Annotated in this window: 20 protein-coding genes; 5 read left to right on the top strand and 15 right to left on the bottom strand. The window is 74.6% G+C overall.

The window, feature by feature from the left end:
- Window positions 1–432 precede the first annotated feature (432 nt).
- Window positions 433–1440, bottom strand: coding sequence for a stage II sporulation protein M (locus ACZ6EJ_RS22910; RefSeq protein ID WP_469269613.1), 1008 nt, complete (start codon window positions 1438–1440; stop codon window positions 433–435).
- A 119-nt stretch (window positions 1441–1559) separates the two neighbouring features.
- On the opposite strand from ACZ6EJ_RS22910, the gene ACZ6EJ_RS22915 reads away from it, so the two are divergent.
- Window positions 1560–2447 carry an RDD family protein gene (locus tag ACZ6EJ_RS22915; RefSeq protein ID WP_469269614.1) on the top strand — a complete coding sequence of 296 codons (888 nt, stop codon included), beginning with the start codon at window positions 1560–1562 and terminating at the stop codon, window positions 2445–2447.
- A 59-nt stretch (window positions 2448–2506) separates the two neighbouring features.
- Here ACZ6EJ_RS22915 and ACZ6EJ_RS22920 read toward each other — a convergent pair whose 3' ends face one another.
- From ACZ6EJ_RS22920 to ACZ6EJ_RS22955, 8 genes are all read right to left on the bottom strand, one after another.
- Window positions 2507–3163 (bottom strand): hypothetical protein, encoded by a 657-nt coding sequence (locus ACZ6EJ_RS22920; protein ID WP_469269615.1) that lies wholly within the window; start codon window positions 3161–3163, stop codon window positions 2507–2509.
- 150 nt (window positions 3164–3313) lie between these two features.
- Window positions 3314–4771, bottom strand: a complete 1458-nt coding sequence (gene ahcY, locus ACZ6EJ_RS22925) for an adenosylhomocysteinase (protein ID WP_469269616.1) — start codon at window positions 4769–4771, stop codon at window positions 3314–3316.
- A 270-nt stretch (window positions 4772–5041) separates the two neighbouring features.
- On the bottom strand, window positions 5042–5977 hold the full coding sequence (locus ACZ6EJ_RS22930) for a cation diffusion facilitator family transporter (protein ID WP_469269617.1): 936 nt from the start codon (window positions 5975–5977) through the stop codon (window positions 5042–5044).
- 99 nt (window positions 5978–6076) lie between these two features.
- Entirely contained in the window at window positions 6077–7252 is a 1176-nt protein-coding gene (manA, locus tag ACZ6EJ_RS22935) for a mannose-6-phosphate isomerase, class I (protein WP_469269618.1), read from the bottom strand.
- 182 nt (window positions 7253–7434) lie between these two features.
- Window positions 7435–8571: an SIS domain-containing protein gene (locus ACZ6EJ_RS22940; protein WP_469269619.1), complete on the bottom strand. Its 1137-nt coding sequence runs from the start codon at window positions 8569–8571 to the stop codon at window positions 7435–7437.
- Window positions 8572–8713: 142 nt separating this feature from the next.
- Window positions 8714–8896 (bottom strand): Trm112 family protein, encoded by a 183-nt coding sequence (locus tag ACZ6EJ_RS22945; protein WP_336676113.1) that lies wholly within the window; start codon window positions 8894–8896, stop codon window positions 8714–8716.
- A gap of 651 nt (window positions 8897–9547) precedes the next feature.
- Window positions 9548–10927, bottom strand: a complete 1380-nt coding sequence (locus ACZ6EJ_RS22950) for a phosphomannomutase/phosphoglucomutase (RefSeq protein WP_469269620.1) — start codon at window positions 10925–10927, stop codon at window positions 9548–9550.
- 57 nt (window positions 10928–10984) lie between these two features.
- Window positions 10985–11362: a DUF3499 domain-containing protein gene (locus ACZ6EJ_RS22955; RefSeq protein ID WP_469269621.1), complete on the bottom strand. Its 378-nt coding sequence runs from the start codon at window positions 11360–11362 to the stop codon at window positions 10985–10987.
- A 390-nt stretch (window positions 11363–11752) separates the two neighbouring features.
- On the opposite strand from ACZ6EJ_RS22955, the gene ACZ6EJ_RS22960 reads away from it, so the two are divergent.
- Window positions 11753–12181: a metallopeptidase family protein gene (locus tag ACZ6EJ_RS22960; RefSeq protein ID WP_469269622.1), complete on the top strand. Its 429-nt coding sequence runs from the start codon at window positions 11753–11755 to the stop codon at window positions 12179–12181.
- 18 nt (window positions 12182–12199) lie between these two features.
- On the opposite strand, the gene ACZ6EJ_RS22965 is transcribed toward ACZ6EJ_RS22960, so the two are convergent.
- From ACZ6EJ_RS22965 to ACZ6EJ_RS22975, 3 genes are all read right to left on the bottom strand, one after another.
- Window positions 12200–13753, bottom strand: a complete 1554-nt coding sequence (locus ACZ6EJ_RS22965) for a DUF5719 family protein (protein ID WP_469269623.1) — start codon at window positions 13751–13753, stop codon at window positions 12200–12202.
- Entirely contained in the window at window positions 13750–17610 is a 3861-nt protein-coding gene (locus ACZ6EJ_RS22970; RefSeq protein WP_469269624.1) for a glycosyltransferase family 2 protein, read from the bottom strand. Before ACZ6EJ_RS22970 ends, ACZ6EJ_RS22965 begins: the two co-directional genes overlap by 4 nt.
- A gap of 585 nt (window positions 17611–18195) precedes the next feature.
- Entirely contained in the window at window positions 18196–18459 is a 264-nt protein-coding gene (locus tag ACZ6EJ_RS22975) for a WhiB family transcriptional regulator (RefSeq protein ID WP_003968728.1), read from the bottom strand.
- 712 nt (window positions 18460–19171) lie between these two features.
- Between ACZ6EJ_RS22975 and ACZ6EJ_RS22980 the strand changes: the two genes are divergently transcribed.
- From ACZ6EJ_RS22980 to ACZ6EJ_RS22990, 3 genes are read left to right on the top strand one after another with little or no spacing between them, the layout of a single operon-like run.
- Window positions 19172–19672, top strand: a complete 501-nt coding sequence (locus ACZ6EJ_RS22980; protein WP_469269626.1) for a cysteine dioxygenase — start codon at window positions 19172–19174, stop codon at window positions 19670–19672.
- A 13-nt stretch (window positions 19673–19685) separates the two neighbouring features.
- On the top strand, window positions 19686–20642 hold the full coding sequence (cofD, locus tag ACZ6EJ_RS22985) for a 2-phospho-L-lactate transferase (protein ID WP_469269627.1): 957 nt from the start codon (window positions 19686–19688) through the stop codon (window positions 20640–20642).
- Window positions 20639–21961: a coenzyme F420-0:L-glutamate ligase gene (locus ACZ6EJ_RS22990; protein WP_469269628.1), complete on the top strand. Its 1323-nt coding sequence runs from the start codon at window positions 20639–20641 to the stop codon at window positions 21959–21961. Before cofD ends, ACZ6EJ_RS22990 begins: the two co-directional genes overlap by 4 nt.
- Window positions 21962–22172: 211 nt before the next feature.
- Here ACZ6EJ_RS22990 and ACZ6EJ_RS22995 read toward each other — a convergent pair whose 3' ends face one another.
- From ACZ6EJ_RS22995 to ACZ6EJ_RS23005, 3 genes are all read right to left on the bottom strand, one after another.
- Entirely contained in the window at window positions 22173–23174 is a 1002-nt protein-coding gene (locus tag ACZ6EJ_RS22995) for a DNA-3-methyladenine glycosylase family protein (RefSeq protein ID WP_469269630.1), read from the bottom strand.
- Between the two features lie 344 nt (window positions 23175–23518).
- Window positions 23519–24610: a mannose-1-phosphate guanylyltransferase gene (manB, locus tag ACZ6EJ_RS23000; RefSeq protein ID WP_469269632.1), complete on the bottom strand. Its 1092-nt coding sequence runs from the start codon at window positions 24608–24610 to the stop codon at window positions 23519–23521.
- Window positions 24611–24689: 79 nt separating this feature from the next.
- The gene (locus ACZ6EJ_RS23005) at window positions 24690–26201 is read right to left on the bottom strand and encodes a peptidoglycan recognition protein family protein (RefSeq protein WP_469269633.1); all 1512 of its coding nucleotides are present in this window, start codon (window positions 26199–26201) and stop codon (window positions 24690–24692) included.
- Between the last annotated feature and the right edge of the window lie 120 nt (window positions 26202–26321).

The raw sequence follows: 26321 nt of genomic DNA on the forward strand, positions 1-26321 counted from the left end.
GCGTTTCCGACTCTATCAGACTCTTTCGCGTCCGATTCCCGGTCGAAGCGGGATGCTTTCCAGATCCTGCGCTTTCGCGCTCTCCCTTTCCGGCGGTTCCGACTTTACCAGACTCTCTTTCGTCCCGTTTCCGGCCCGAATTCAATTCCAGTGGCCTGCGGAGTGGCCTTTGCCTTTCGGCTGATCCGACTTTATCAGAACTATTCGGGCCGAAATGAACGGCCCGGAGTCCGAGGATAAAGACGATTCGTGTGGCTCGACGGGATGAACAAGCATCCTCAAGTACGAGCGAGATACATCGTATGCGTTTGATCCGAGCTTGTCCAGCTCGACGCAACCGTTTAAATCTACCTCCCCGCATCCACCGTGTCAACGGCTTTTGTGGGCGAAGAGGAGACTAGCAGCTCAGTCGTGGTGCGCGCACATCGGTGGTCAGGCCGCGGAGGGGAGTTCGGCGCTGCGTTCGACGGCGGTGAGGTCTCCGGTGTCGCCGGCCCGTGCCGCGCGGCCGCCCAGGACGTACACGTACGCGAGGAAGGCCAGCTCGGCGGCGATGCCGATGGTGATCCGGCCCCAGGTCGGGAGGCCCGAGGGGGTCACGAAGCCCTCGATGAGCCCGGAGACGAACAGGACCACGGCCAGGCCGATCGCCATGCCCAGTGCGGCGCGGCCCTGCTGGGCCAGGGCGGTCCTGCGGGAGAGGGGGCCCGGATCGATCACGGTCCAGCCGAGGCGGAGGCCGGTGCCGGCCGCCACGAACACCGCGGTGAGTTCGAGGAGGCCGTGCGGGAGGACCAGACCGAGGAAGACGTCCAGGCGGCCGGCCGAGGACATCAGGCCGATGCCGACGGCGAGGTTCAGCATGTTGACGAAGAGGATCCAGACGACCGGCAGGCAGAGGAACGCGCCCAGGACCAGGCACACCGCGGCGGCCTGTGCGTTGTTCGTCCATACCTGCGCGGCGAACGACGCGGCCGGGTGGCTCGAGTAGTACGTCTCGTACTCGCCGCCCGGCCGGGTCATGCTCCGCAGGTCGTCCGGGGCGGCTATCGCGGCCTGGACCTCGGGATGCGTGCCGATCCACCAGCCCATGAGCGCCGCCACCGCGATCGACAGCACGGCGGTGGGGACCCACCAGTGGCGCGAGCGGTAGACCGCCGCGGGGAACCCGGCGGTGAGGAAGCGGGTCGCGTCGCGCCAGGAGGCCTTGCGGGCGCCGGTCACCGTCGACCGGGCGCGGGCCACGAGCTGGGTGAGTCGGGCGGTGACGAAGGGGTCGGGGGCGCTGGACCGGATCAGGGAGAGGTGCGTCGCCGTGCGTTGGTAGAGGACGACCAGTTCGTCCGCTTCCGCACCGGTGAGACGGCGCCCTCGGCGCAGCAGGTGGTCGAGACGGTCCCACTCCGTGCGGTGGGCGGTGACGAAGACGTCGAGGTCCATGGGCGGCTGATGCTCCAGGCATGGGTGCGTACGGGTCCGTACTACTGCGGCGCGCTGGCGGTCAGCTTGGCAGACTGGGCCCGGCTGGGGCGGAGAAGGTCGGCGAAGGGCGGGGTCCGATGACGGAACTGGTGACCGGGGACGCGGTCGTGCTGGGGCTGCGGCCGGCGAGGCTGCCGAGCCGGACCCTGGCGGCGGTGATCGACCTGGCGGTGACCCTGACCGTCTTCATGCTGGTCTCGTTCGTTCTGGCCCTGGCCTCCGCGTCTTTGGACGAGGCGGCGTCGGCGGCGCTCGCGGTCGCGTGCTTCCTTCTGGTGCTGGTCGGCGGGCCGGTCGCCGTGGAGACGCTGAGCCACGGCCGTTCGCTGGGGAAGCTGGCCTGCGGGCTGCGTGTGGTGCGGGACGACGGCGGGCCGATCCGGTTCCGGCACGCGCTCGTCCGCGGGGCCATGGGCGTCGTCGAGATCCTGATGACGTTCGGCGCCGTGGCCTCCATCGCCTCCCTGGTGTCGGCGCGGGGGCGGCGGCTCGGTGACGTGTTCGCCGGGACGCTCGTCGTCCGGGAACGGGTCACGACCGCTGGGCAGGCCGTGGCCGTGCCGCCTCCCCCGCCCTGGTTGGTCGGCCGGTTCTCACGGTTGGACCTGTCGGCGGTGCCGGACGGCCTCTGGCTCGCGATCCGCCAATACCTGACGCGGATGCAGCAGCTCGACCCCGGCGCGGGCCGGGCGATCGCGGAACGCCTGGCCGGGGAGTTGGTGGCGCGGACGGGGGCGGCCGCGCCGCCGGGCGTCCCGGCGGCCGCGTTCCTGGCGGCGGTGGTCCATGAGCGCCAGGCGCGGGACGCGCGGCGCGTCCTCGCCTCCGGGCGCGCGGAGGGGGCTCGGCCGTCCACCCCGTCCACCCCGTCCGTGTCCGCCGGGTGGTCGTCGGGGTCGGGGGCCGCCGGTGCTCCGGAGCGGGGGCGCGGGGGCGCTCCCTCGGGGTTCGCGCCGCCCGGCTGAGCGCCCCGGCTGAGCGCGTTCCTGACTGGGCGTTCCTGGCCGGGGTCCCCGGCCGGGCGTCAGGGGGCCTCGGCCGGCCCGCTGTCCGGGGCCGGGGAGCCGAAGGTGCGGGGCGACGGGGGCGAGTCCACGTGCTCCAGCTCGATGCCGGGGGCGGCGAGGACCACGTCGCCGGCGAGGTGAACGGTGTGCCGCTCACCGGTGTCCAGGGCGCTGACCTGGTACTCGTCCACCGTCAGGGGGCCGTTGTCAGTGGGGTGCGCTTCACTGTTCACCAGAGCCCAGGACTGATCCGCGGTCCGGGGCGCGAGGACCGGGTCCGTGAAGGTGACCACGCGGACGCGGGTCGTGGGGGAAGCGGGGGTGAGACGCAGGAGGCGGGTCATGGCGACGAGGAACGCGGGGGATGTGCCGGCGAAGGCGTGGGCGCGGACGTTGCCTTCGGTGGCGTCGGCGCCGGTCGGGTCGGTCCGGACCCAGGTGACGCCGTTCAGGGCGGCGCCCCGGACCTGCCAGCTCGCGCGGTGCAGTTCGAGGCGGACGGGGCGGCCCAGCTCGTCCAGGGCGAGGTCGACGGAGCCGAGGCGGTCGCCCGAGGGGGACGTGGTCTGCGCGACGTAGCGCCAGCCGGAGGGGCCGGGGGCGCAGTGGAAGTGCTCTTCACCGAGGGGGGTGTGATCGTGGAGGTCGTGGAGCGAATACCTGCCGCGGGGCATGGGGTCCTTCGGGTTCCTCGGGCTCTGCGGGAGCGGTGACGGCAGCAGGCCCCCGGCACGGGGGTGCGGGGGCCTGCGGTCGGATCTGCCGCTGAGGGCGGTGACGCCGTTAGGCGTTCGGGAGGCCGGCCTCCCGAACGCCGGGGCGGGTCAGTAGCGGTAGTGGTCGGGCTTGTACGGACCCTCGACCTGCACGCCGATGTACGCCGCCTGCTCGGGGCGGAGCGTGGTGAGCTTGACGCCCAGGGCGTCGAGGTGGAGGCGGGCGACCTTCTCGTCCAGGTGCTTCGGCAGCACGTACACGTCGGTCGGGTACTCGCTCGGCTTCGTGTACAGCTCGATCTGCGCCAGCGTCTGGTCGGCGAAGCTGTTGGACATCACGAACGACGGGTGGCCCGTGGCGTTGCCCAGGTTCAGCAGGCGGCCCTCGGACAGCACGATCAGGACCTTGCCGTCGGGGAAGGTCCAGGTGTGGACCTGCGGCTTGACCTCGTCCTTCACGATGCCCTCGATGGCGGCGAGGCCGGCCATGTCGATCTCGTTGTCGAAGTGGCCGATGTTGCCCACGATGGCCTGGTGCTTCATCCGGGCCATGTCCGAGGCCATGATGATGTCCTTGTTGCCCGTCGTGGTGATGAAGATGTCGGCCTGCTCGACCACGTCGTCCAGCGTGGCGACCTGGTAGCCGTCCATCGCCGCCTGGAGCGCGCAGATCGGGTCGATCTCCGTGATGATCACACGGGCGCCCTGGCCGCGCAGCGACTCCGCGCAGCCCTTGCCGACGTCGCCGTAACCGCACACCACGGCGGTCTTGCCGCCGATGAGGACGTCGGTGGCGCGGTTGATGCCGTCGATGAGGGAGTGGCGGCAGCCGTACTTGTTGTCGAACTTCGACTTCGTCACCGCGTCGTTCACGTTGATCGCGGGGAACAGGAGGGTCCCGTCACGGTGCATCTCGTACAGGCGGTGCACACCGGTCGTGGTCTCCTCGGTGACCCCGCGGATCTCCGACGCGAGCTGCGTCCACTTCTGCGGCGTCTCGCCCAGCGTGCGGGTGAGCAGCGTGAGGATGTGCGCGTACTCCTCGCTGTCGGCCGTCGACGGGTCGGGGACCGCGCCCGCCTTCTCGAACTCGACGCCCTTGTGCACCAGGAGCGTCGCGTCGCCCCCGTCGTCGAGGATCATGTTGGGGCCGCCGGTCGGGGTGTTCGGCCAGGTCAGCGCCTGCTCCGTGCACCACCAGTACTCTTCGAGCGTCTCGCCCTTCCAGGCGAAGACGGGGACGCCCGCGGGGGACTCCGGGGTGCCCTCCGGGCCGACCGCGATGGCGGCGGCGGCGTGGTCCTGGGTGGAGAAGATGTTGCAGGAGGCCCAGCGGACCTCCGCGCCGAGCGCGACCAGCGTCTCGATCAGCACGGCCGTCTGCACCGTCATGTGCAGCGAACCGGTGATCCGGGCTCCGGCCAGCGGCTGGGCCGCCGCGTACTCCCTGCGGATCGACATCAGGCCGGGCATCTCGTGCTCGGCGAGCGTGATCTCCTTGCGCCCGAAAACGGCGAGGGAGAGGTCGGCGACCTTGAAGTCCTGGCCGGGGGTGAGCGTCGTCATGACGGGCTGCTCCTCGTGATGGGTCGAGGGTGGGCTGGGCGGACTCTGCGGTGGCGGGGGCACACGAGTGCCCGAGCGCTCGCAGTGCAGTCCGTCGGAGGCCCTCTGTCCCTCGCCCGGCCCGCTTCCGGTGCCGGTCGACCGCCATCAGCAGCGACGTCTGTATGCGTATCCGAATCTACACCGAACGGCCCAGTGACCCCCAGCCCGTTCGTCGCACCGGGCATGTGTGAGGGGTCACCGGGCCGTTCGGGGCCGGTGTGCGGCGGGTCAGTGGCCGGAACCCTTCGGGGCCGCGGCGTGGTCGATGTCGGGCTCCAGGTAGATGACGCGGGCGATCGGCACGGCGTCGCGGATGCGGGTCTCGGCGGCGTCGATGGCGCGGGCGACCTCGGCGGCGGTGTCGTCGTGCTGGACCGCGATCTTGGCGGCGACCAGCAGTTCCTCCGGGCCGAGGTGGAGGGTGCGCATGTGGATGATGCGCGTGACGGTGTCGCCGTCGACCACGGCCGCCTTGATCTTCTCGACGTCCTCGACGCCGGCGGACTCGCCGAGCAGGAGGGACTTCGTCTCGGCGGCGAGGATGATCGCGATGGCGATCAGCAGGATGCCGATGCAGAGGGTGCCGATGCCGTCCCAGACGCCGTTGCCGGTGGCGAGGGCGAGGCCGACGCCCCCGAGCGCGAGGACCAGGCCGACGAGGGCGCCGAGGTCCTCCAGGAGGACGACCGGGAGCTCCGGGGCCTTGGCGCGGCGGACGAACTGCGTCCAGGAGAGGTTGCCGCGCGTCTGGTTGGACTCCTTGATCGCCGTACGGAAGGAGAAGACCTCCGCGATGATCGCGAAGACCAGGACGCCGACCGGCCAGTACCAGGCCTCGATCTCGTGCGGGTGCTTGATCTTCTCGTAGCCCTCGTAGACGGCGAACATGCCGCCGACCGAGAAGAGGACGATCGAGACGAGGAAGGCGTAGATGTAGCGCTCGCGCCCGTAGCCGAAGGGGTGCTGGGGGGTGGCTTCGCGCTGCGCCTTCTTGCCGCCGACCAGCAGCAGCCCCTGGTTGCCCGAGTCGGCGAGCGAGTGCACGCTCTCCGCGAGCATCGACGAGGAACCACTGAAGAGGAACGCTACGAATTTGGCCACGGCGATCGAGAGGTTGGCGACGAGTGCCGCCACGATCGCCTTGGTTCCGCCTGACGCGCTCATAGGTGCGTGGTATCCCTTCGTCGGTGCGCGGCGTGTGCCGCCGGTGGTACGGCGGCACATTGTTGCAGCCGCCGGGGGCGTACGGGCGGCGGGCGGGGGTCAGGCCGCCACGGTGGCCCGGAAGAGGGTGCCCGCTCCGGCGGCTTCCACGCGCTCGCCCGCCGGTACGAAGACCGACTCCCCCGGTCGCAGCTCGCTCCCGCCGATCCGGACGGCCCCGGCGGTGCAGAGCAGGATCTGCGGTGCGCCGGCGGTCAGCTCGGCGGACGCGGCCCCGGCGGCGAGGGTGTAGCGGGACAGGGCGAACTCGTCGACGGGGGTCTCGTACCGCTCCTCGCCCGAGGGGTCGGCCTCGGGGCGCAGCACGCCGGGCTCGGTGGGCTCGAAGCGGACGACCCGCAGGAGTTCGGGGACGTCGATGTGCTTGGGGGTCAGGCCGCAGCGCAGCACGTTGTCCGAGTTGGCCATGATCTCGACGCCGAGGCCGTCGAGGTAGGCGTGCGGGACGCCCGCGCCGAGGAACAGGGCCTCGCCCGGCTGGAGTCGTACGTGGTTCAGCAGCATGGCCGCCAGGACGCCGGGGTCGCCGGGGAAGTGGTGGGCGATGCGGGCGTACGGGGCGTGGTCGCCGCCGAGGCGTTCGGCCGCGGCGGCGGCCTCCTCGACGGCCGACGCCATCTCCGCCCGGTCGGCGCCGAGGATCGCCGTGAGGGTCTCGCGCAGGGCGGCCTCCTCGGGGTGGGCGCGCAGGAGGTCGACGTACGGCTTGAGGGAGTCGACTCCGAGCGCCTCCATCGCGTCCGCCGCCTCGGTGGGCCGGCGGAAGCCGCACAGCCCCTCGAAGGGGGTGAGGGCGCAGATCAGTTCGGGCTTGTGGTTGGCGTCCTTGTACGTGCGGTGGGGGGCGTCCAGGGGGACGCCGCGGGCCTCCTCGTCCGCGAAGCCGGCGCGGGCCTGGTCCAGGTTCGGGTGGACCTGGAGGGAGAGGGGGGCGCCGGCGGCGAGGAGCTTGAGCAGGAAGGGCAGGCGGGGGCCGAAGCGGGCGGCCGCCGCGGCGCCCAGTTCGCCTTCCGGGTCGGCGGCGATGACCGCGTCGAGGGGCTGCTCCGTCGCGCCGCTCGCGGTGGTGCGGGTGATGCGCGAGGGGGCGCCGGGGTGGGCGCCCATCCACATCTCGGCCTGCGGTTCGCCGGTCGGCGGGGTGCCGAGCAGGGCGGGGATGGCCGTGGTGGAGCCCCAGGCGTAGGGGCGCACGGTGTTGGACAGCCGGTCCATGGATTCGTCCTCGGGTGGTGCGGTCGTCGCGGGCCGGGGGGCGGGGTCGCCGGGTCGGCCCGGTTTTCCGGGTCAGGTTGCCTGCGGCGGGTTGCCGCCGGGTGGAGCGGGCGTGGCGTGGGGGTGCCGTGCGGTGGTGCCCTCGGGGCCGGGGCCGCACACCGTGCGGGGTCTGGCGGGTCTCAGCCCTGCGGGGTGGAGGCCAGCGACAGGTAGACCGCGGCGAACTCGGTGATCGCCAGCAGCTCGGCGAGGCATTCCAGGTCGCCGCCGTCGTCCGGTTCCAGTTCGCTGACGGGGGCGTCGTGGCCGAGCGCCAGTTCGCGGGCGGCCGGGTAGGCGCTGAGGCCGCCCGCCGGACGGTCGCGGAGGAGGACGACGCGGGCCCGCAGGGTCTCGCCCTCGTCGACCCGGTCGCGGAAGAAGTCGTCGGGGTCCGCGCCGGCGGCGAAGTCCCCGGCCAGGAGGGTGCCGTGGGCGGTCAGGGCCTCGGGCAGCTCGGCGGCGAGCGCGGGGCGGCCGGCGAGTTCGGCGAGTACGGCGGCGAAGCGGCGGCCCACCGGGCCCGCGGCGTCGCCCTCCGTCCACAGCAGCGGCAGGCTGTCCGCGAGTTCGGCGGCGAGCGTCTTGGCGGGGTTGTTGTACGTGGCGACGGCCGGGCCGCAGCGCTCCGCGGTGCGGTCCAGGCGGTCCGCCGCCTTCTGGAGCTCCTCGGCGGGGGCGGTCACCAGGCCCACCCGGTCCAGGAGGACCAGCAGGGGCGTGAGCAGCGCCCACAGGGTGCCCGGTCCCGCCGACGAGGTCTCGGCGTCGTACTCCCCGTGCGGGGCCGCCGCCATCGGGACGACTAGGCCGTGCGCCCCGTCGACCGCCTCGCGCAGCGGTGAGCGGGCGGGGGCGACGGCGACGACGGTGCAGCCGCGGCGGTAGGCCTGTTCGGCGAGCAGGGCGAGGCCCGGTTCGGAGCCGTCGGCCGTCACGATGAGGAGGAGGTCGACGGCTCCGGCCCAGCCGGGCAGGGTCCAGCGCAGCGCGCCGCCGGCCGGGGCGACGCCCGTGGGGCGGATGCGTGCGACGGGGGCGGCCGCGCCCGCCAGCGCGCCGATCAGGTCCGCGACGCCGAGGGCGGCGGTCTTGGGGCCCGCGACCAGGACGGCTCGGGGCCGGCCCTCGGGGGCCAGGCTGTCGACGCCCGCCTCGGCGGCGTGCCGGACGGCGGCGCGTACCCGCGCGCCCGCCTCGGCGGCCCCGCGGAGCAGATCGCGGCGGTCGGCTCGGGCGAGGGCTTCCGGGGCGTCGAGCAGGGACTCGTCGAGCATGGCGGTGGGCCTCCGATACCGGGTGGGGCGGGGCTGCGTGTACGGGGGCCGGGCGGGGGCGCCGGGTGGGGTGCCGCGCCTCGGGTCGGGCCGGCCGGCCCGGTCGGCGTACGCCGTCGGCGCGGGGCCCGCGTCGCTCTGGTCAGGCGGGGCGGCGGGCCTCGTCGACGAGCAGGACCGGGATGCCGTCGCGCACCGGGTAGGCCAGGCCGCAGTCGGCGCCGGTGCAGACCAGCTCCGGGCTGTCGGCCGACGAGCGGTCGTCGAGCGGGGAGTGGCAGGCCGGGCAGGCCAGGATCTCCAGGAGGCCGGCTTCGAGCGGCATGGGGCGGGTCCCTTCGAACATGCGGTTTCCGATCCGCGTGGATCAGGCGTCGTCAGCCTACCGTCGGGGCCGCGGGGGCGCGGCACGGCCCGGAAAGAGGCGGGAGCCCCGTCCTGCGGCCCGGCGGGGGCGCGGGGCGGCGGCCGGACGTCAAGCTCCGGGGCCTCCGGGCGTCAGGCCCGGAGCGGCCGGGCATCAGGCCCCGGAGCGGCCGGGCATCGGGCTCCGGAGCGGCCAGGCGTCCAACCCACGGCGGCCGGGCTTCAAGCTCCGGAACCGCCAGACATCAGGCTCCGGGGCCTCCGGGCGTCAGGCCCGGAGCGGCCGGGCATCAGGCCCCGGAGCGGCCGGGCATCGGGCTCCGGAGCGGCCAGGCGTCCAACCCACGGCGGCCGGGCTTCAAGCTCCGGAACCGCCAGACATCAGGCTCCGGAACGGCCGGGCATCAAGCCCCGCAGCGGCCGGGCGTCGAACCCCGGAGCACCCAGCGTCAGGCCCCGGAGCAACCAGGGATCAAGCCCCGGAACGCCCAGGCATCGAGCTCCGGAACGGCCAAGCGTCAAGCCCCGCAGTGGCCGGGCATCGAGCTCCGGAACGGCTGGGCGTCGAACCCGGGAGCGCCCAGGCGCCAAACCCCGCAGCGCCCAGGCGTCAGGCCCCGGAGGAGCCGGTGCGGATGAGGGCCAGCACCTCGTCGCGCATCGAGGCCATCGTCTGCTCGTCCCCCGCTTCGACGTTCAGGCGCAGCAGGGGTTCGGTGTTGGACGCGCGGAGGTTGAACCACCAGTCGGCGGCGGTGACGGTGAGGCCGTCCAGTTCGTCGAGGGCGACGTCGTCGCGGATGCCGTAGACCTTCTTGACCAGGGCCAGGCTGGCGGTCTGGTCGGCGACGGTGGAGTTGATCTCGCCGGAGCCGGCGTACCGGTCGTACTGGGCGACGAGTGCCGAGAGCGGGCGGTCCTGGCCGCCGAGCGCGGCGAGGACGTGGAGGGCGGCGAGCATTCCGGTGTCGGCGTTCCAGAAGTCGCGGAAGTAGTAGTGCGCCGAGTGCTCGCCGCCGAAGATCGCGCCGTGCTCGGCCATCTCCGTCTTGATGAAGGAGTGGCCGACCCGCGTGCGGACGGGGGTGCCGCCGTGCTCGCGGACCACCTCGGGGACGGACCGGGAGGTGATCAGGTTGTGGATGACGGTGCCACGGCCTCCGTTGCGGGCCAGTTCGCGGGCGGCGACCAGGGCGGTGATGGCGGACGGGGAGACGCCGGCGCCCCGCTCGTCGACGACGAAGCAGCGGTCGGCGTCGCCGTCGAAGGCGAGGCCGAGGTCGGCGCCCTCGGCGAGGACGCGGGCCTGGAGGTCGACGATGTTCTTCGGGTCGAGGGGGTTGGCCTCGTGGTGGGGGAAGGTGCCGTCCAGCTCGAAGTAGAGGGGGACGAGGTCGAGCGGGAGGCCGGCGAAGACGGTGGGGACGGTGTGGCCGCCCATGCCGTTGCCCGCGTCCACGACGACCTTGAGGGGCCGGATCGCCGCCAGGTCGACCAGGCCCAGGAGGTGGGCGGCGTAGTCGGCGAGGGTGTCGCGTTCGGTGATCGTGCCGGGGGCGGCGGCCGGGGACGGGGCGCCGTGCCGCGACCACTGCTCGACCAGGGTGCGGATCTCCGCGAGTCCGGTGTCCTGGCCGACCGGGGCGGCTCCGGCCCGGCACATCTTGATGCCGTTGTAGCGCGCCGGGTTGTGCGAGGCGGTGAACATGGCTCCGGGCAGGTCCAGCGCGCCGGAGGCGTAGTAGAGCTGGTCCGTGGAGCAGAGCCCGATGAGCGTGACGTCCGCGCCCCTCGCCGCCGCGCCGCGCGCGAACGCGGCGGAGAGCCCCGGCGAGGTGGGGCGCATGTCATGACCGATCACGATCGCGTCGGCGGCCGTGACCTGGACGAACGCGGCTCCGAAGAGTTCGGCCAGCGACTCGTCCCACTGGTCGGGCACCACTCCGCGCACGTCGTACGCCTTCACGAGCTGCGACAGATCAGCAACCACGGCCGGTCCTCCTGGGGGTCTTTGCGGACCGCCCAAACTACCGGGCCGCGCGGGGGCTCAGGAGTCGGGTGAGCGCAGCACCCGCAGATGGCCCCGGCGGACCACCTCGACCGGGTCGGCGGCGCGGGGGCCGCGTCCGGCGCCCTCCTGGCTCCGGTCGGGGGGGCGGGCCGCTTCCCGGACCGCGTTGGCCAGGGCTTCGAGGTCGTCGCCGCTGGGGTGCGCCGGGGCGGAGCCGTCGCTGAGGCGGACGACCTCCCAGCCGCGGGGCGCGGTCAGCCGCTCACTGTGCTCGGCACAGAGGTCGTAGCAGTGGGGCTCGGCGTAGGTGGCGAGCGGGCCGAGGACCGCGGTCGAGTCGGCATAGACGTACGTCAGTGTCGCGACGGCAGGGCGGCCGCACGCGGTGCGCGAACAGCGACGTACAGGGCTCACGATGTTGGACGGTACCGCACTCTTGAGCGGGCTGCGACGACTCCCCCTCGGGTCGCTCCACCGTGTCGCCCTGTGACCTGTGGCACAGCCCTCCCCGAGGCGGCCGCCCTGACCTGCGCGGCGACGCGGGAGAGGGGGCGGGGGGCGGGTCGGCCGGTGGCGGGCGGGGGGCGGACGCGGAGCCGGACGGGCCGTCAGCGATCGGGCGGGGGGTCTGAAAAGGGCGCAAGCTTGGCCGGAATGTTCATCTGCGGACATCGGGAACGGCTGCCGGAGCGCCGTGCGTTCCTCTGCCGCCGGAGGCGGCTGTTCGCGCCGCCTCGCCGGTCCCCGCCGGGGGCGGTCTCCTCGCGGTCGACCCGGCCGTCGGAGCGTTACGCTGCGTCGGTGATGGACAGCCCCGTACCCTCCCAGCCGTTCGAGCCGCGCCCCCGCCGCCGTGACCGGCACGGCCGCGGTATGCGCGGGCCGGTCGCGCCGCCGCAGGTGCCGTTGTCGGTCAGTCGGAGCGAGGTCTTCCGCGATCTGGTCCAGGACTCGGTGGAGCGGCTGGAGCGGCGCTGGCCGCAGTTGGCCGAGGTGGACTTCGTCGTCCTGGACGTGCCCGACGCGCTGGAGGAGCACGTTCCGCTGGGCGGCGCCGTCTCCGCGACCAGGGGGCGGCCCGCGCAGATCGTCGTCTACCGGCGCCCCGTCGAGCTGCGCGCCAAGAGCCGCGACGAGCGCGCCCTGCTCGTGCACGAGGTCGTGGTCGAGCAGGTCGCCGAGCTGCTGGGGCTGTCGCCGGAGTCGGTGGACCCCCGGTACGGCCAGGACTGAGGGCCGGCCGCTCGCGGCTCAGTCGTCCAGGACCGAGAGGTCCTGGCGGGCCGGGCGGACCTCGACCGTGCCGCCGTCGTCGGCGAGGGTCTGCACGGTGAACATCGGGACGCCGCCCCCGGTGCGGGTCAGCGAGCGCGACGCGTGGACCGGGCCGCCCGAGGTCGTCTCGACGGTCAGCGCGTACGCGCCCTTGAGGCCGGCGGGGGCCGGGGGCGTGACGGCGAGGGTGGTGCCGGCCTTGACCGTGTACGTCTCCACGGCCGGTTCACCGCCGCCGCTGCCCGCCGACGCGGTGACCTTCACCCGAGCCGTGGCGCCGGGGGCGGTCAGGGACAGCGTGGAGCCCTTGGCCCGGTTGTCCGCGACGGTCGCGCGGGCGCCGACCGGGCCGGTGGCCGGGATGTAGGCGATCTCCTGTTTGGCGCCGGTGCCGCGGACCACCCGCAGCGCGGCCACGATCGGCGTCGCCCGGTTCTTCTGCGCGGGGGTCAGCAGCAGGGAGCCCGGCTCGCCGCGGGTGACGTTCTTGAGGTCGACGGCCGCGGTCATCGAGGACTTGATGTGCAGGGCGTCGTTGCCGGCCGGGGCGAACGTCGCGTTCTTCCCCATGAGCCGGATCTTCACGTCGGCGTCGTTCTCGCCGGGCGCGAAGGCCACCAGCTGCACGGAGGTGGCGTCGGCCGGGATGCCGGGCAGGACGAGGGAGGCGGACGGATTCCCGGCGGCGGTGATCCAGTCGCCGCCGGCGGTGTCGTCGGCGCTCATGACGACCGCCCCGATCCGGCCGGATCGGGTGGTGACGTGCGCGGTCACCTGGTCGACGGCCTCGGCGGTGAGGGTGGACAGCAGGAGGGCAACGCCGGAGCGGGGGGGCACGGTGATGCCGTCGGCCACCTCGGACTTCAGCGCGCCCTCGGGGCCGTACAGCGCGATGTCGGCCACGGCGGCGGCGTCGTCGGGGTTGGTGAGGTGGATGTAGTCCCGGCGGGACTTCGCGGTGCTCGCGCCCGGCAGCCAGAAGTCCGTGTCGGGGGCGGTGCAGGTGACCCCGAGGAGGCCGCGCGAACCGCCCGCGGTGATCTCGGTGGTCTGCTGGGCGCTCCAGCCGGGGGCCAGTCGGCCGGTGGCCGTGCCGACGAGGGCCGGGGCGCCGGAGCCGTCCGCCTCGGCGACGACCGGCTTGCCCGGTTCCGTCACGGCGAGGAAGGGCTTGTCGGCCTCCGCCCTGGCCTTCTTGGCGGCTGCCTCGGCCTTCGCGGCCTTCTTGGGGTCGGTCGCGTCCTCGTCGTCCACGACCGGCAGGGCCGGCTTCAGCTCGGCGGTCGCCTCGCCGTCGCCGCCCTTCCCCGCCGGGGTGAACGCGGTGTACTGCGTCTCGGCGAGGTCGGAGCCGCTGGGCGCCGGGCAGACCAGGCTGGAGCGTTCGACCGGCATCAGCGAGGCGGTCGCCGTGCCCGACGCCCCGGTGGCCGCGGCCGGGCCGCCGTCCGACGCGGTGACCGTGGCGAAGCCGGTGATGGCGGCCAGGGCGACGGTGGCGGCGATGAGGGACAGGTGGGTGGACTTCACTCGGACTCGCCTCGCGTTGCGTTGCCGGACTGCCACGGGGCCTGGCCCGGAGCCGGGTGGTCGGGGTGTTCGCCGTTCCGGGCCTGCTGGTCGGGAGCGGCGTGCGGGGGCTGCTCGGGGTACGGCTCCCCGGTGTACTGGCCGTACGCGTCGTAGCCGCCCTGCTGGGCGTACGGCCGGCCGTACGGGTCCTGGACGCCGTAACCGCCCTGGTCGCCGTACCCCTGGTACTCCGCGCCCTGCTGCTGTTGCTGCTGGGCGTACGGGTCGGGCTGGTACGCCGTGTACGGGTCGGCGCCCTGGTACTGCTGCCCGTCCCACTCGCCGTACTGCTGCTGCGGGACCGCCGCGTAGCCGCCGGTGGCCTCCTGCGGGTCGGGCGCGGGGCTCGCGCCGTACGGGTCGGCGGCCTGCTGCGCGGGGATGTACTCCCCCGGCGCCGGGGCGGCGTCCGGGACGGCCTCCGCGTGGGCGGGCGCGCCGTCGTAGCCGTCGGGACCGTGGCCGGCAGCGGCGTACCCCTCGGCTCCGGGGGCCTCCGCCGGGGGCGCGTCCCCGGCCGCCCCGGCGGAGGCGGTCGCCTCGGCCCGGGCGGCGGCGCGGAGCCTGCGGGCGCGGCGGCCCTCGCCGTCGACCGGCTCGGCGGCCGGGGCGGGCGACTCCTCGGGGAGGTCGTCGTCGATCTCCCGGCGGCGGCCGGGCAGCGCCATGATCACCATGAGGACGGCGATCGCGACCTGCGCCCAGATCCAGGCGGTGTGCGTGATCGGGGTCTTGTACGTGAGGTCCAGGCGGCCGCCGCCGGCGGGCAGTTCGAACCCCTGGGCCCAGCCGTCGACCGTCCTGGGGGTCAGCGGTTCGCCGTCCAGGGCGGCCTGCCAGCCCGGATCGGCCCGGTCGGCGATCCGCAGCACGCGGCCCGCCTTCCCGGCCGGGATCTCGGTGTGGGCCTCGACGGGCCCGGAGCCGACGGGGAGGTGGTCGCCCTCGCCGGACGCCGGGGCGATCATGACGCGGGCGACCTGGCGGTCCACCCGCCACAGGGCGCTGCCGTCGAGCTGGCTGAGGCGGCTGAGGCCGGGGGTCGCGTCCAGGACCCGGCTCACCTCGCGCGGCGCGCCGTCGCGTACGAGGACGTAGCGGATCGCGAACCCGCCCAGTTGGCCGCCCTGGTCCGCGCCGGAGCCGGCGACCAGGTTGGCGACGACCTCGTCGAGGTGGCTGTCGGTCCCGCCCGCCTCGGTCAGTTCGCCGTCGCCGAGCCGCGCGCCGGAGCCGCGGAGGAGGGTGTACGCCACGGAGTCGGACGACGTGCCGCCGAGGACGAGGGTGCGCGGCTGGTCGCGGGTGGTGCTCTCCTCCGCGACGAACGCGGGCACCTGTACGGGGTCGCGGCGCTCCAGGGGGCCGTCCGCGCCGCCGATCATCCAGCCGACCGCGGCCAGCACGGGGGCGGCGCCGGCGGCCAGCGCGATGAGCACGGCGACGGGCTGCCGCCAGCCGAAGCTCTGCTCGGCGACCCGGATGCGGGCTCCGTCCGCGCCCACCAGGGCGGCGGCGATCAGCGCCGCGCCGTAGACGAGGGTGGCCGGGCCCGCCCAGGCCGATCCGTTGGCGAGGACCGCGCAGAGCAGGCCGACGAGGGCGACCGCCCACGCGGCGCGGACGGCGGTCTGCCGGTCCCCGCGCAGCAGGGCGGCGAGCGCGGCCAGCACGATGCCGAGCAGCAGGACGCTGCCCGCGGCGCCCGGACCGCCGGGGTCGATGCCGAGCAGGTCGAGGGCGGAGGCCGTGCCCGTACCGGTGTCCAGGCCCGCTTCCCGCAGGAAGGCGGCCGGGTCCGTCAGGAGCGTGAGCGACCAGGGGGCGAGGGCGAGGATCGGGGTGGCGACGGCGGCGACGAAGCGGAGCCCGTACGCCGCGATGTCGCGGCGGCGCAGCACGAGCACGCCGAGGCCGAGGACGACGGCGAGCGGCCAGACGACCGGGGTGAACGCCGTGGTGACGGTCAGCAGCAGCGTGTACGCCCAGGTGGCGCGCCAACTGCCGCGCTCCCCCGCCGCGCTGTCGGCGCGCAGCCCGTGGGCGGCGACGCCGGCGCGGGCGATCAGCGGGAGCAGGACGAGGAGGACGGCGGTGCCGACGCGGCCGGTGGCCAGGGCGCCGGTCGCGGCGGGCAGGAAGGCGTACGCGATGCTCGCCCAGGCGCGCAGCAGCCGGGACGGGAGCAGCGGCCGGGTGGCGAAGTAGGCGGTGAGTCCGGCCAGCGGGATCGAGCAGACCAGCAGCAGGCTCACGGCGAAGCCGGTGGAGCCGAAGAGGAGGCCCGAGAACGCGGCGAGCAGGGCGAGGTAGGGCGGGGCGGTCTGGGTGGAGCCGGTTCCGACGGTGTGCCAGGCGTCGGCGTACCGCCCCCAGAGCGCGCCGACGTCGTCGGGGGCGGGCAGCAGCGCGCCGCCCGCGAGCGCGCCGCCGCTGAAGAGGTTGCGGCAGGCGACCAGGGAGACGACGAGCAGCAGGGCGAAGAGGACCGGTCCGGGCTTGCGGCCGATGCGCTTGAGGCGGGCGAACTGGTCGACTTCGAGGAAGTCGGCGTCGTCGCCGCCGGGACCGGACTCGACGGCGCCGTGCCGCGAGCCGCCGGCGTCGGCGTCCGCTCCGCCGCCGAAGTCGCCGGCGACCTGTTCGATGGTGGCCCGGACGGTCGCGCCGGGCGGCGGGAACAGGGCGCGCAGTTCGGCCGCGTCCACGGCGCCCTTCCCCCGCTCGCGGCGGGCGGCGAGGATGCGGCCGGGGCGCAGCAGGGTGCCGAGGAGGCCGGTGACCTCGTCGAGGGCCTGGCCGGGGACCTTGCCGACGAGGTAGGCGAGGGTGCGCAGCAGGGTGCCGACGACGAGCCGCAGCAGCACCCAGGGCAGGGCCTTGGCGCGGGCGTTGACGAGCATGGTGTAGGCCGCGCCCGCCTTGTCGACGCGGTGGGGGCCGACGACCGAGCGGCCCGCGCAGTCGATGGGGCGGCGCTCGCGGGCGGACGCCTCGGCGTGCCGCAGGACGGCGTCCGGGGCGACGAGGACGCGGTGTCCGGCGAGGTGGGCGCGCCAGCACAGGTCCACGTCGTCGCGCATCAGCGGGAGGCTGCGGTCGAAGCCGCCCAGCTCCTCGTAGACGTCGCGGCGGATGAGCATTCCGGCGGAGGAGACGGACAGGACGGTGCGGACCTGGTCGTGCTGGCCCTGGTCCTGCTCGCGGCGGTCCAGGCCGGTCCAGCGGCGTCCGCTGTTGGCGATGGAGACGCCGACTTCGAGGAGTTGCTTGCGGTCGTACCAGCCGCGCAGCTTGGGCCCGACGATCGCGGCGTGCCGGTCGGCGTCCACGACGCGCAGCATCGCGGCGAGCGCGTCGGGCTCGGGTGCGGAGTCGTCGTGCAGCAGCCAGAGCCACTGGACCGGTTCGCCGTGCGGCAGCTCCGGCAGGTCGTAGTTCTCGTCCGCCCAGGTCCGGTTGACGGGGTCCCAGGCGCTGGGGCGCTTGAGGTAGGGCAGGTCCTCCGGGGTCAGGGCGCCGGCCGTGCGCACCGCTTCCTCGACGGCCGTGCCGAAGCCCGTGCGGCGCGCGAGGTGCAGGACGCGTTCGCCGCCGAGCGCTTCGGCGACCAGCCGGGCGGAGTCGTCGGCGCTGCCGGTGTCGGCGGCGACGGCGTTCTGTACGGGGCGTTCCTGCCCGAGCAGCCCGGCCAGCACGTCGGGCAGCCAGCGGGCGCCGTCGTGGGAGACGAGCACGGCGGTGACGACGTGCCGGGGGAACTCTGGGGCGGCGGCGGCCGTGTTCGGCGCCGCGGAGTGGCTGTGCACGGACATCGAGGTACGGGCCCTCCGGCCGGGTCCGGGGGCGTGCCCCCGGTGGCTGCATCGGTGTACACGCGCGCCCCGGCGGGGCGTTGGCGCATCTCGGACGGGGCCCCACACTAACGGTACGGACACCGGCCGGGGGCCCGAGCGGGGTGGGGCCGGGCGGTGGCGGGAGGCGCTCGCGTGCGCGCGGGGGCGGGAGCCGGTGCCGGGAGAGGTCCACGGCAGCACGCGAGGCGCTCGCGTGCGCGCGGGGGCGGGGCCGGAGCGGGGTCGCGTACGGAGGACCGCGGGGCGCGCGGGGCCTCCGGAAGAGCGGGGGCGGCGGTCGGCGGGGGCCGCCGAGCGCCCTCGTCGACGGGGTCGCGGGCGGCCGCGGCACTGGGCCGAGGAGGGGTGAGGGCCCGGAAGGCGGGCGGAGGCTCCGGGAGGCCGCGGCACTGGGCCGAGGAGGGGTGAGGGCCCGGAAGGCGGGCGGAGGCTCCGGGAGGCCGAGAGGCCGGAGAAGGCTCCGGTGCCCGGAGAGGGGCCGGAGAGCCGGGGCAGGTGCTCAGCGCACCGCGGCCGGGCGGGGCTCCGGGTGGCGCGGCGGTCTCAGATGGCGGCCTTCTTCAGGCGCCGCCGCTCCCGCTCGGAGAGGCCGCCCCAGATGCCGAAGCGCTCGTCGTTGGAGAGGGCGTACTCCAGGCACTCCGAGCGCACCTCGCAGGCGAGGCAGACCTTCTTGGCCTCGCGGGTGGAGCCCCCCTTCTCCGGAAAGAAGGACTCCGGGTCGGTCTGGGCGCACAGCGCGCGCTCCTGCCAGCCGAGTTCCTCGTCCGCGTCCTCGACCAGCAGTTGCTGGAACAGCTCGGTCATGTGCGCCCCTCGTCTGTCTCTCGCGTCCCGTGTTGCGGCCGCTACGGGTGGCAGCCGCACGACACGAGTGAAATTACAAGTGTGTATCTCCGAGCCAGTCAAGCGAGGATCTGCTATTGGCTCAGGGATTCACTCTGCGGAACCAAGCCTACGCAGAAAGTGTTCAAATCACCAAAAGCCTGACATATGCCACAGGCCCCTCTGTTCCTTCGTCTTCCCCCGGCCAGACGATCGAGCGCCGCGCCATGTTGCGATTTGATCACCGAAGCGATCAGGATCACAGTCCGGTCACGACCTCTCCCACGGGTTTGGACGCGTGGATGCTGCGCCATGTGTCCGCCCGCATCGGTGCGCAAACCTTTCTGCACGCCGAGGGCCGAAAGGGATGAACCCCCCGCCCGCCATTCGGGTGCCGAGTTGACAGCGGATGGTGCGGACCGGTCTCCTTGTCCCATGCCAGCGACCTCAGCGACGCGCGTCACCCACCTCCGTGGGTTCCGCAGCGCTGTCCAGGCCCGCTGTTGCTGTTCGAGCTGTTGACGCCTTCGTGCTCCAGCTCTGATCCGGCCGACTCCGGCCCGTAGCCCCTCCGGTCGAGCGCCTTCTTCCCCTGCTCCGCCGCGCGGGTCTTCCCGGCAGCTCCCCCGCGAGCCGCCGACGCTCATCGCGACTCCCCCGCACGCACCCCCCATGCCGAGGAACCACCGCAGCCATGAACAGCGACAGCGACCTCCAGATCGCCGGCGACCTCCTCGAGGTCCCCCACCTCCTGCGCCCCGCCCGCGAACACCCCACCACCCTCTCCGAGTTCGTCGGCCTCACGCGCTCCATCGCGGCCGACCGCACGCGGTGGGCCGGACTCGTCCGGTACGACTCCGCCTCCCGCTGGTACCACCGCCTGCACCGGGGCCCCGGCTACGAGGTCTGGCTGCTGAGCTGGGTTCCGGGGCAGGGCAGCGGACGCCACGACCACGGCCTCTCCGCCGGCGTGCTGACCGTCCTGGAGGGCGAGTTGACCGAGCACACCGCCGGGGGCGGTCGGACCCTGCGCGCGGGCGCGGAGCGCGCCTTCGCCCCCGGCTACGTCCACGAGGTGGTCAACGACTCGCTCGAACCGGCCGTGAGTCTGCACGTCTACTATCCGGGGCTGACCGAGATGCCGATGCACGCCTCGCAGGCCGCCCCGACCGGGGCGGACGCCGTGTCCGCCTGACAAACTGCTGCCCATGCGCATTGTTGTTCTGGCCGGTGGCATCGGCGGTGCCCGTTTTCTGCGCGGCCTCAAGCAGGCCGCGCCCGACGCGGACATCACGGTGATCGGCAACACGGGTGATGACATCCATCTGTTCGGGCTGAAGGTCTGCCCCGACCTCGACACCGTGATGTACACCCTCGGCGGTGGCATCGACGAGGAGCAGGGCTGGGGACGGTCCGACGAGACCTTCCGGGTCAAGGAGGAGCTGGCGGCGTACGGGGTGGGCCCCGAGTGGTTCGGGCTCGGCGACCGCGACTTCGCGACCCACATCGTCCGTACGCAGATGCTGGGCGCGGGCTATCCGCTGAGCGCCGTCACCGAGGCGCTGTGCGCCCGCTGGCAGCCGGGCGTCCGGCTGCTGCCGATGTCCGACGACCGGGTCGAGACGCACGTCGCCGTCGAACTGGACGGCGAGAGCCGGGCGATCCACTTCCAGGAGTACTGGGTGAGGCTCCGCGCCTCCGTCCCGGCGCGGGCGATCGTGCCGGTCGGGGCGGAGCGCGCCGCGCCCGCGCCGGGGGTGCTGGAGGCCATCGGCTCCGCCGACGTCATCCTCTTCCCGCCGTCGAACCCGGTGGTGTCGATCGGCACGATCCTCGCCGTGCCGGGCATCCGGGAGGCCATCGCCGAGGCGGGCGTGCCGGTCGTCGGCCTCTCCCCCATCGTCGGCGGCGCGCCCGTGCGCGGCATGGCGGACAAGGTGCTCGCCGCGGTGGGCGTGGAGGCGACCGCCGCCGCGGTGGCCCGGCACTACGGTTCCGGGCTGCTCGACGGCTGGCTGGTGGACACGGTGGACGCCGGTGCGGTCGGGGAGGTCGAGAGCGCCGGCATCCGCTGCCGGGCGGTGCCGCTGATGATGGCGGACGTGGACGCGACCGCGGAGATGGCCCGGCAGGCGTTGGCGCTCGCCGGAGAGGTGCGCGCGTGAGCGGGTCCGGGGGCGGGGCGCCCGCCTTCCGGGTCTGGGCCGTGGGCGGGCTGCCCGAGGTCCGCGCCGGGGACGACCTCGCCGGGCTGATCGCCTCGGCGGAGCCCGGTCTGGCCGACGGGGACGTCCTGCTCGTCACCTCGAAGATCGTCTCCAAGGCGGAGGGCCGCGTCGTGCGGGCCGCCGACCGGGAGGCGGCGATCGACGCCGAGACCGTACGGGTCGTCGCGCGGCGCGGGGCGCTGCGGATCGTGGAGAACCGGCAGGGGCTGGTCATGGCCGCCGCCGGGGTCGACGCCTCGAACACCCCCGCCGGGACCGTGCTGCTCCTGCCGGAGGACCCCGACGCCTCGGCGCGGGCGATCCGCCGGGGGCTGCGCGACGCGCTCGGCGTGGAGGTCGGCGTCGTCGTCACGGACACCTTCGGCCGCCCCTGGCGCAACGGGTTGACCGACGTCGCGATCGGCGCGGCCGGGGTGCGGGTGCTGGACGACCTGCGCGGGGGGACGGACGCGTACGGCAACCCGCTCTCCGCCACGGTCGTGGCCACGGCCGACGAGCTGGCCTCGGCCGGGGACCTGGTCAAGGGCAAGGCGGCCGGGCTGCCGGTCGCCGTGGTGCGGGGGCTGGCGCACACGGTCCGCCCCGCCGGGGAGGACGGGCCCGGCGCGCGGGCGCTGGTGCGGGACGCGGCCGACGACATGTTCCGGCTCGGCACGTCGGAGGCGGTCCGCGAGGCGGTGACGCTGCGGCGCACGGTGCGCGCGTTCACCGGCGATCCGGTGGACCCGTCGGCGGTCCGGCGGGCGGTCGCGGCGGCCGTGACGGCTCCCGCGCCGCACCACACGACGCCGTGGCGGTTCGTCCTGCTGGAGTCGGCCGCGTCGCGGACCCGGCTGCTCGACGCGATGCGGGACGCCTGGATCGCGGACCTGCGGCGCGACGGGAAGAGCGAGGAGTCCGTCGCCAAGCGGGTGCGGCGGGGCGACGTGCTGCGCGACGCGCCGTGCCTGGTGGTGCCGTGCCTGGTGATGGACGGCTCCCACGCCTACGGGGACGAGCGCCGCGACACCGCGGAGCGCGAGATGTTCGTGGTCGCCGCCGGGGCGGGCGTGCAGAACTTCCTGGTGGCGCTGGCGGGCGAGCGGCTCGGCTCGGCGTGGGTGTCCTCGACGATGTTCTGCCGGCCCGTGGTGCGGGAGGTGCTGGAGCTCCCGGAGTCCTGGGACCCGCTGGGCGCGGTGGCCGTGGGCCACCCGGCGGAGGCGCCGCGCGAGCGGGCGGCACGGGACCCGGAGGCGTTCATCACCGTGCGGTGAGCGGGGCGTCGCGCGGGGCCGTCCGGCCGTTGCCGTCGCCGGCCGGGCGGGCGTGTCCGGCCGTTCCGGTCGCCGGCCGGGCGGGCGGCGAGCGCGGGCTCCCGCCGCGGGCGGCCTCCGGCCCTCGTACGGGACGCCATCGGGTCCGGGGCCGGTGCGGTGAGGGCGTGTACGGGGCGCCGCGAGGTGGTCGGGAGTGGTCGGGCCGGGCCTAGAGCGGCACGATGTCGCGCGGCGCCAGCCTCGGCGCCCGGCGGGGCGGGGTGCGGCCCGAGAGCAGGATCAGGCGCGTCGCCCGGTGGCGCTGGCCCTCGTACGGGGCGAGCAGCGCGAGCATCTCCTCGTCGTCCGCGTGGCGGTTGTCCGCGAGCGCGTGGCCCACGATGCCCGGCAGGTGGAGGTCGCCGACGGTGACGGCGTCCGCCGCCCCGTTCGAGCGCTGGAGCGTCTCGGCCGAGGTCCAGGGGCCGATGCCGGGGATCAGCTCCAGGCGGGCGCGGGCCTCGGGGAGGTCCATCGCCGCCGCCTCCTCCAGCCTGCGGGCCACCCGTACCGCGCGCAGGATCGTCGCCGAGCGCTTGGCGTCGACGTTCGCCCGGTGCCATTCCCAGGACGGGATCATCGCCCAGCCGTGCGGGTCCGGCATCACGTGCAGGCCCAGGTCGGCGGTGGGGCCGGGGGCCGGGGTGCCGAAGCGGCGGACCAGGAGGCGCCAGGCGCGGTACGCCTCGTCCGTGGTGACCTTCTGCTCCAGGACCGAGGGGATCAGCGACTCCAGCACCAGGCCCGTGCGCAGCAGCCGCAGCCCCGGCCGGTGGTGGCGGGCGGCGGCGAGCAGACGGTGGCGCGGGGTGAACGCCTCCGGGTCGTCCTCGGCCCCCAGGAGGGCGGGCAGCCCTGCCAGCAGCCAGTCCGCGCCCGGTCCCCACGCCGTCGCCGCGATCCGGTCGCCGCGCGCCGCGACGCGCAGGGTGCCCGGCCCCTCGGGCGTGCGGGTGGCCCGCCAGAACGTGCCGTCCGCGACCATCCGGAACGTGGGGTCGGCCGGGCCCCGGCGCAGGGGGCCCAGCACCAGGCGGAGGTCCAGCGGGCCCGGCGGCGCCCACTCGCGGGTGAGCGGCGGCCCGTCGTCGCCCGCGGCCGGTCGCGCCGGGGCGGACCGGGACGGCGGCACGGCTCGCGCGGTGGTGCGGGGGGCGAAACGTCCTGCCACGGGTGGGGCCTCGGTCATCGGTGGGGCGGAGGGGGTCCCTCACAGCGTACGGGTCCGCGTACGGGTGTTCCCCCAGGTCCCACACGTGGGCGGGGAGCTCGCCGGCCCCTGGAAGGGGCGCGGGTCTCACCGGTCACGGGAGGGCCCGCGGGGCTCACCGCCCCCAGGAAGAGCCACAGGCGTCACCTGCCCCAGAAGGGGCCCCAGAGCTCACCGGCCCCAGAGCCCACCGGCCCCAGAGCAGGCCCCAGAGCCCACCGGCCCCGGAGCAGGCGACGCATCTCACCAGCCCCTCGCACCAGTACAGAGCCCACCAGCCCCGGCTCAAGGAAGAGGCGTGCGTCTCACTGGTCCGAGGAGAAGCGGACCGACGCGTCCGGCAGGATCGCGCCGCACCAGATCCGGACCCCGTCGCGCAGTTCGTTGTCCGCGCCCACGTGCGCCCCGTCGCCGATCACCGCGCCCGCCAGCACCGTACGGCTGCCGATCCTGGCGCCGGCGCCGACCAGGGAGTCCGTGACGACCGCGCCCGGCTCGACGACCGCGCCCGCCAGGAGCGTCGAGCCGTCGACGCGCGCGCCCGCGCCGACCACCGCGCCGGCGCCGACCACCGTGCCGCCGCCGAGTTTGGCGTCGGGGGCGACCGAGGCGGTCGGCAGGACCAGGCTGTCGCCGCAGCGGCCGGGGACCGCCGGGGACGGGGCGCGGCCGAGGACCAGGTCGGCGGAGCCGCGGACGAAGGCCTGCGGGGTGCCGAGGTCCAGCCAGTACGTGGAGTCGACCATGCCCTGGAGGTGGGCTCCGGAGGCGAGGAGTCCGGGGAAGGTCTCGCGCTCGACGGAGACCGGGCGGCCCTCGGGGATGGAGTCGATGACCGAGCGCCGGAAGATGTACGCCCCGGCGTTGATCTGGTCGGTGACGATCTCCTCCGGCGTCTGCGGCTTCTCCAGGAAGGCCGTGACCCGGCCCGTCGCGTCGGTCGGCACGAGGCCGAAGGCGCGCGGGTCCTCGACGCGGGTCAGGTGCAGGGAGACGTCCGCGCCGGTGGCGGTGTGGGAGCCGACCAGGGCCCGGATGTCGAGCCCGGTCAGGATGTCGCCGTTGAAGACGAGGACCGGTTCGTCCGGGCCGGAGGACAGCTTCGGCGCGACGTTGCGGATGGCTCCGCCGGTGCCGAGCGGTTCCCGCTCGGTGACGTACTCGATGTGCAGACCGAGCGAGGAACCGTCGCCGAAGTGCGGTTCGAAGACCTCGGCCAGGTAGGACGTGGCGAGCACGATGTGCTCCACCCCGGCCGCCCTGGCCCGCGCCAACTGGTGGGTGAGGAAGGGGACGCCCGCCGCCGGGACCATCGGCTTGGGGGTGTGCACCGTGAGCGGGCGCAGTCGGGTGCCTTTGCCGCCGACCAGGAGAACCGCTTCTTTTGCCTCTGTCACAGCACCGTCTCTGCTTCCTGGTGGGGCCTGGCCTGATATCGGCTGGCCAGTCTAAGCAGACCGGTCGGACAGCTTCCGGTCAGCGGCCCTGCAGCTTGGCCGAGGCGGTCCGGGCCGTGCCGAGCTTCTTGTAGAGACGCGCTCCGGGGCATTCGGTTGCGTAACCGTCCCGGTGACCTGAAATCACGTTCATTTTGACCTTCTTGCCCTTCTTGTACTTGTTGCTGCCGCCGGAGACGAGCGTGACCTTGCCCTTGGGGTTGGCGCCGAACAGCCCGAGCTTCCACGCCGTCAGTTTGGAGACGGCGGTGACCGCGGCGGCGGGCGGGTTGGAGGAGGTGTAGGTGCCGAGCACCGCGATGCCCATGGTGTTGCTGTTGAAGCCGAGGGTGTGGGCGCCGAGCACGGGCTTCGTCACGCCGCCGGCCCGGCCCTCGTAGATGTTCCCGCACTTGTCGACGGCGAAGTTGTAGCCGAAGTCGCGCCAACCGCTGCTCTTGACGTGGTAGCGGTAGATGCTGCGGAGCACCGAGGGGGCCTGCTTGCAGGTGTAGTTGTTCCCGGTCGCGCTGTGGTGGACGAAGGCCGCCTTGACGGTCTTGGTGTACGCGAACTTCCGCTCGCGCAGCTTCTCGTCCGCGCCCCACCCCTTGCGCGTGATGATGCGGGGGCGGGGGCCGATGTACGGCTTCGCCTTGGCAGCCGCCTCCTTGGCCGTCCGCCCCTCGTTCAGCGCGGAGGCGGCGGCCTCCCCGCGCGCGCCGGCTTCCGCGTCGGGGGCGGCCTCCGCGTCCGGGGCGGACTGGGCGGCGAACGCCTTCGGCAGGGAGTCGGCGAACGACGGGGCGTCGGCCCACGCCGCCGCGGGGGCCGCCCACGCGGTCTCCGGCTCCGGGCCCCGGCCGGGGTCGACGAGTTCGAGGCGCAGCCCTTCGGGGAGCGGCGCGGCGCCCACCCGGTCCTGCGGATCGGCGGCCTCCGGTCGTACGCGCACCTCCACGCCGTCCGAGTCGCCGACCCAGAGCGGGGCCGTCGCCCCCCGTACGGGGCCGGACGTCCGCTCGGCGCTGTCGAGGTCGGCGGCGTGCTCGGCGTTGTGGGTCTCCAGGTCCTGCCAGTCCGACCACGCGCCGCTGTCGGTGGCGCGGGTGCGGACCTGGACGGTGCCGTGGAGTTCGGCGTCGGCGTCCTCCCAGACCACGCCGACCAGGGAGAAGGGGCGGGCGTCGCGCCGGGAGAGGCCCTGGTCGCCCGCCGCCGTGCCCGCGACCCGGTCCGAGGGGTCGGCCGGGGCGGCGGGCTCCAGCGGCAGGGACTGCGTCGAGCCCGCCGGAGCGGCGGCGGGCTCGGCGCGGGGCCCGGTGAAGGTGTCGGAGAGGGCGAGGGCGTCGAGGGCGGCGGGGGTGTCGGCGGGCGCCGCCTCGCCGGCGGCCTCCTGCCGCGCCGACGGCGGGCCGGCGCCCGGAGAGGTGGAGGGCGGACGGGCCGAGGCGGAGTGCGGGACGGGGGCGGAGACCGCCGGGGCGGAGAGCGGCAGGGTGAGGGCCACCGCGCAGGTGACGCCGACTGAGGTGACGCATAGTGCACGCATACGGACGATCCTCGCCATACAGGTACGAGTCCGGCTACCCCAAGCCGACGCGCCGCCGGTGACGCCCCGTCTGCCGAACCGGTGTACGTGACACCCGTTCAGCCCGCCCCCGCGCGGCGC

Source organism: Streptomyces sp. NPDC041970, from assembly GCF_055588985.1.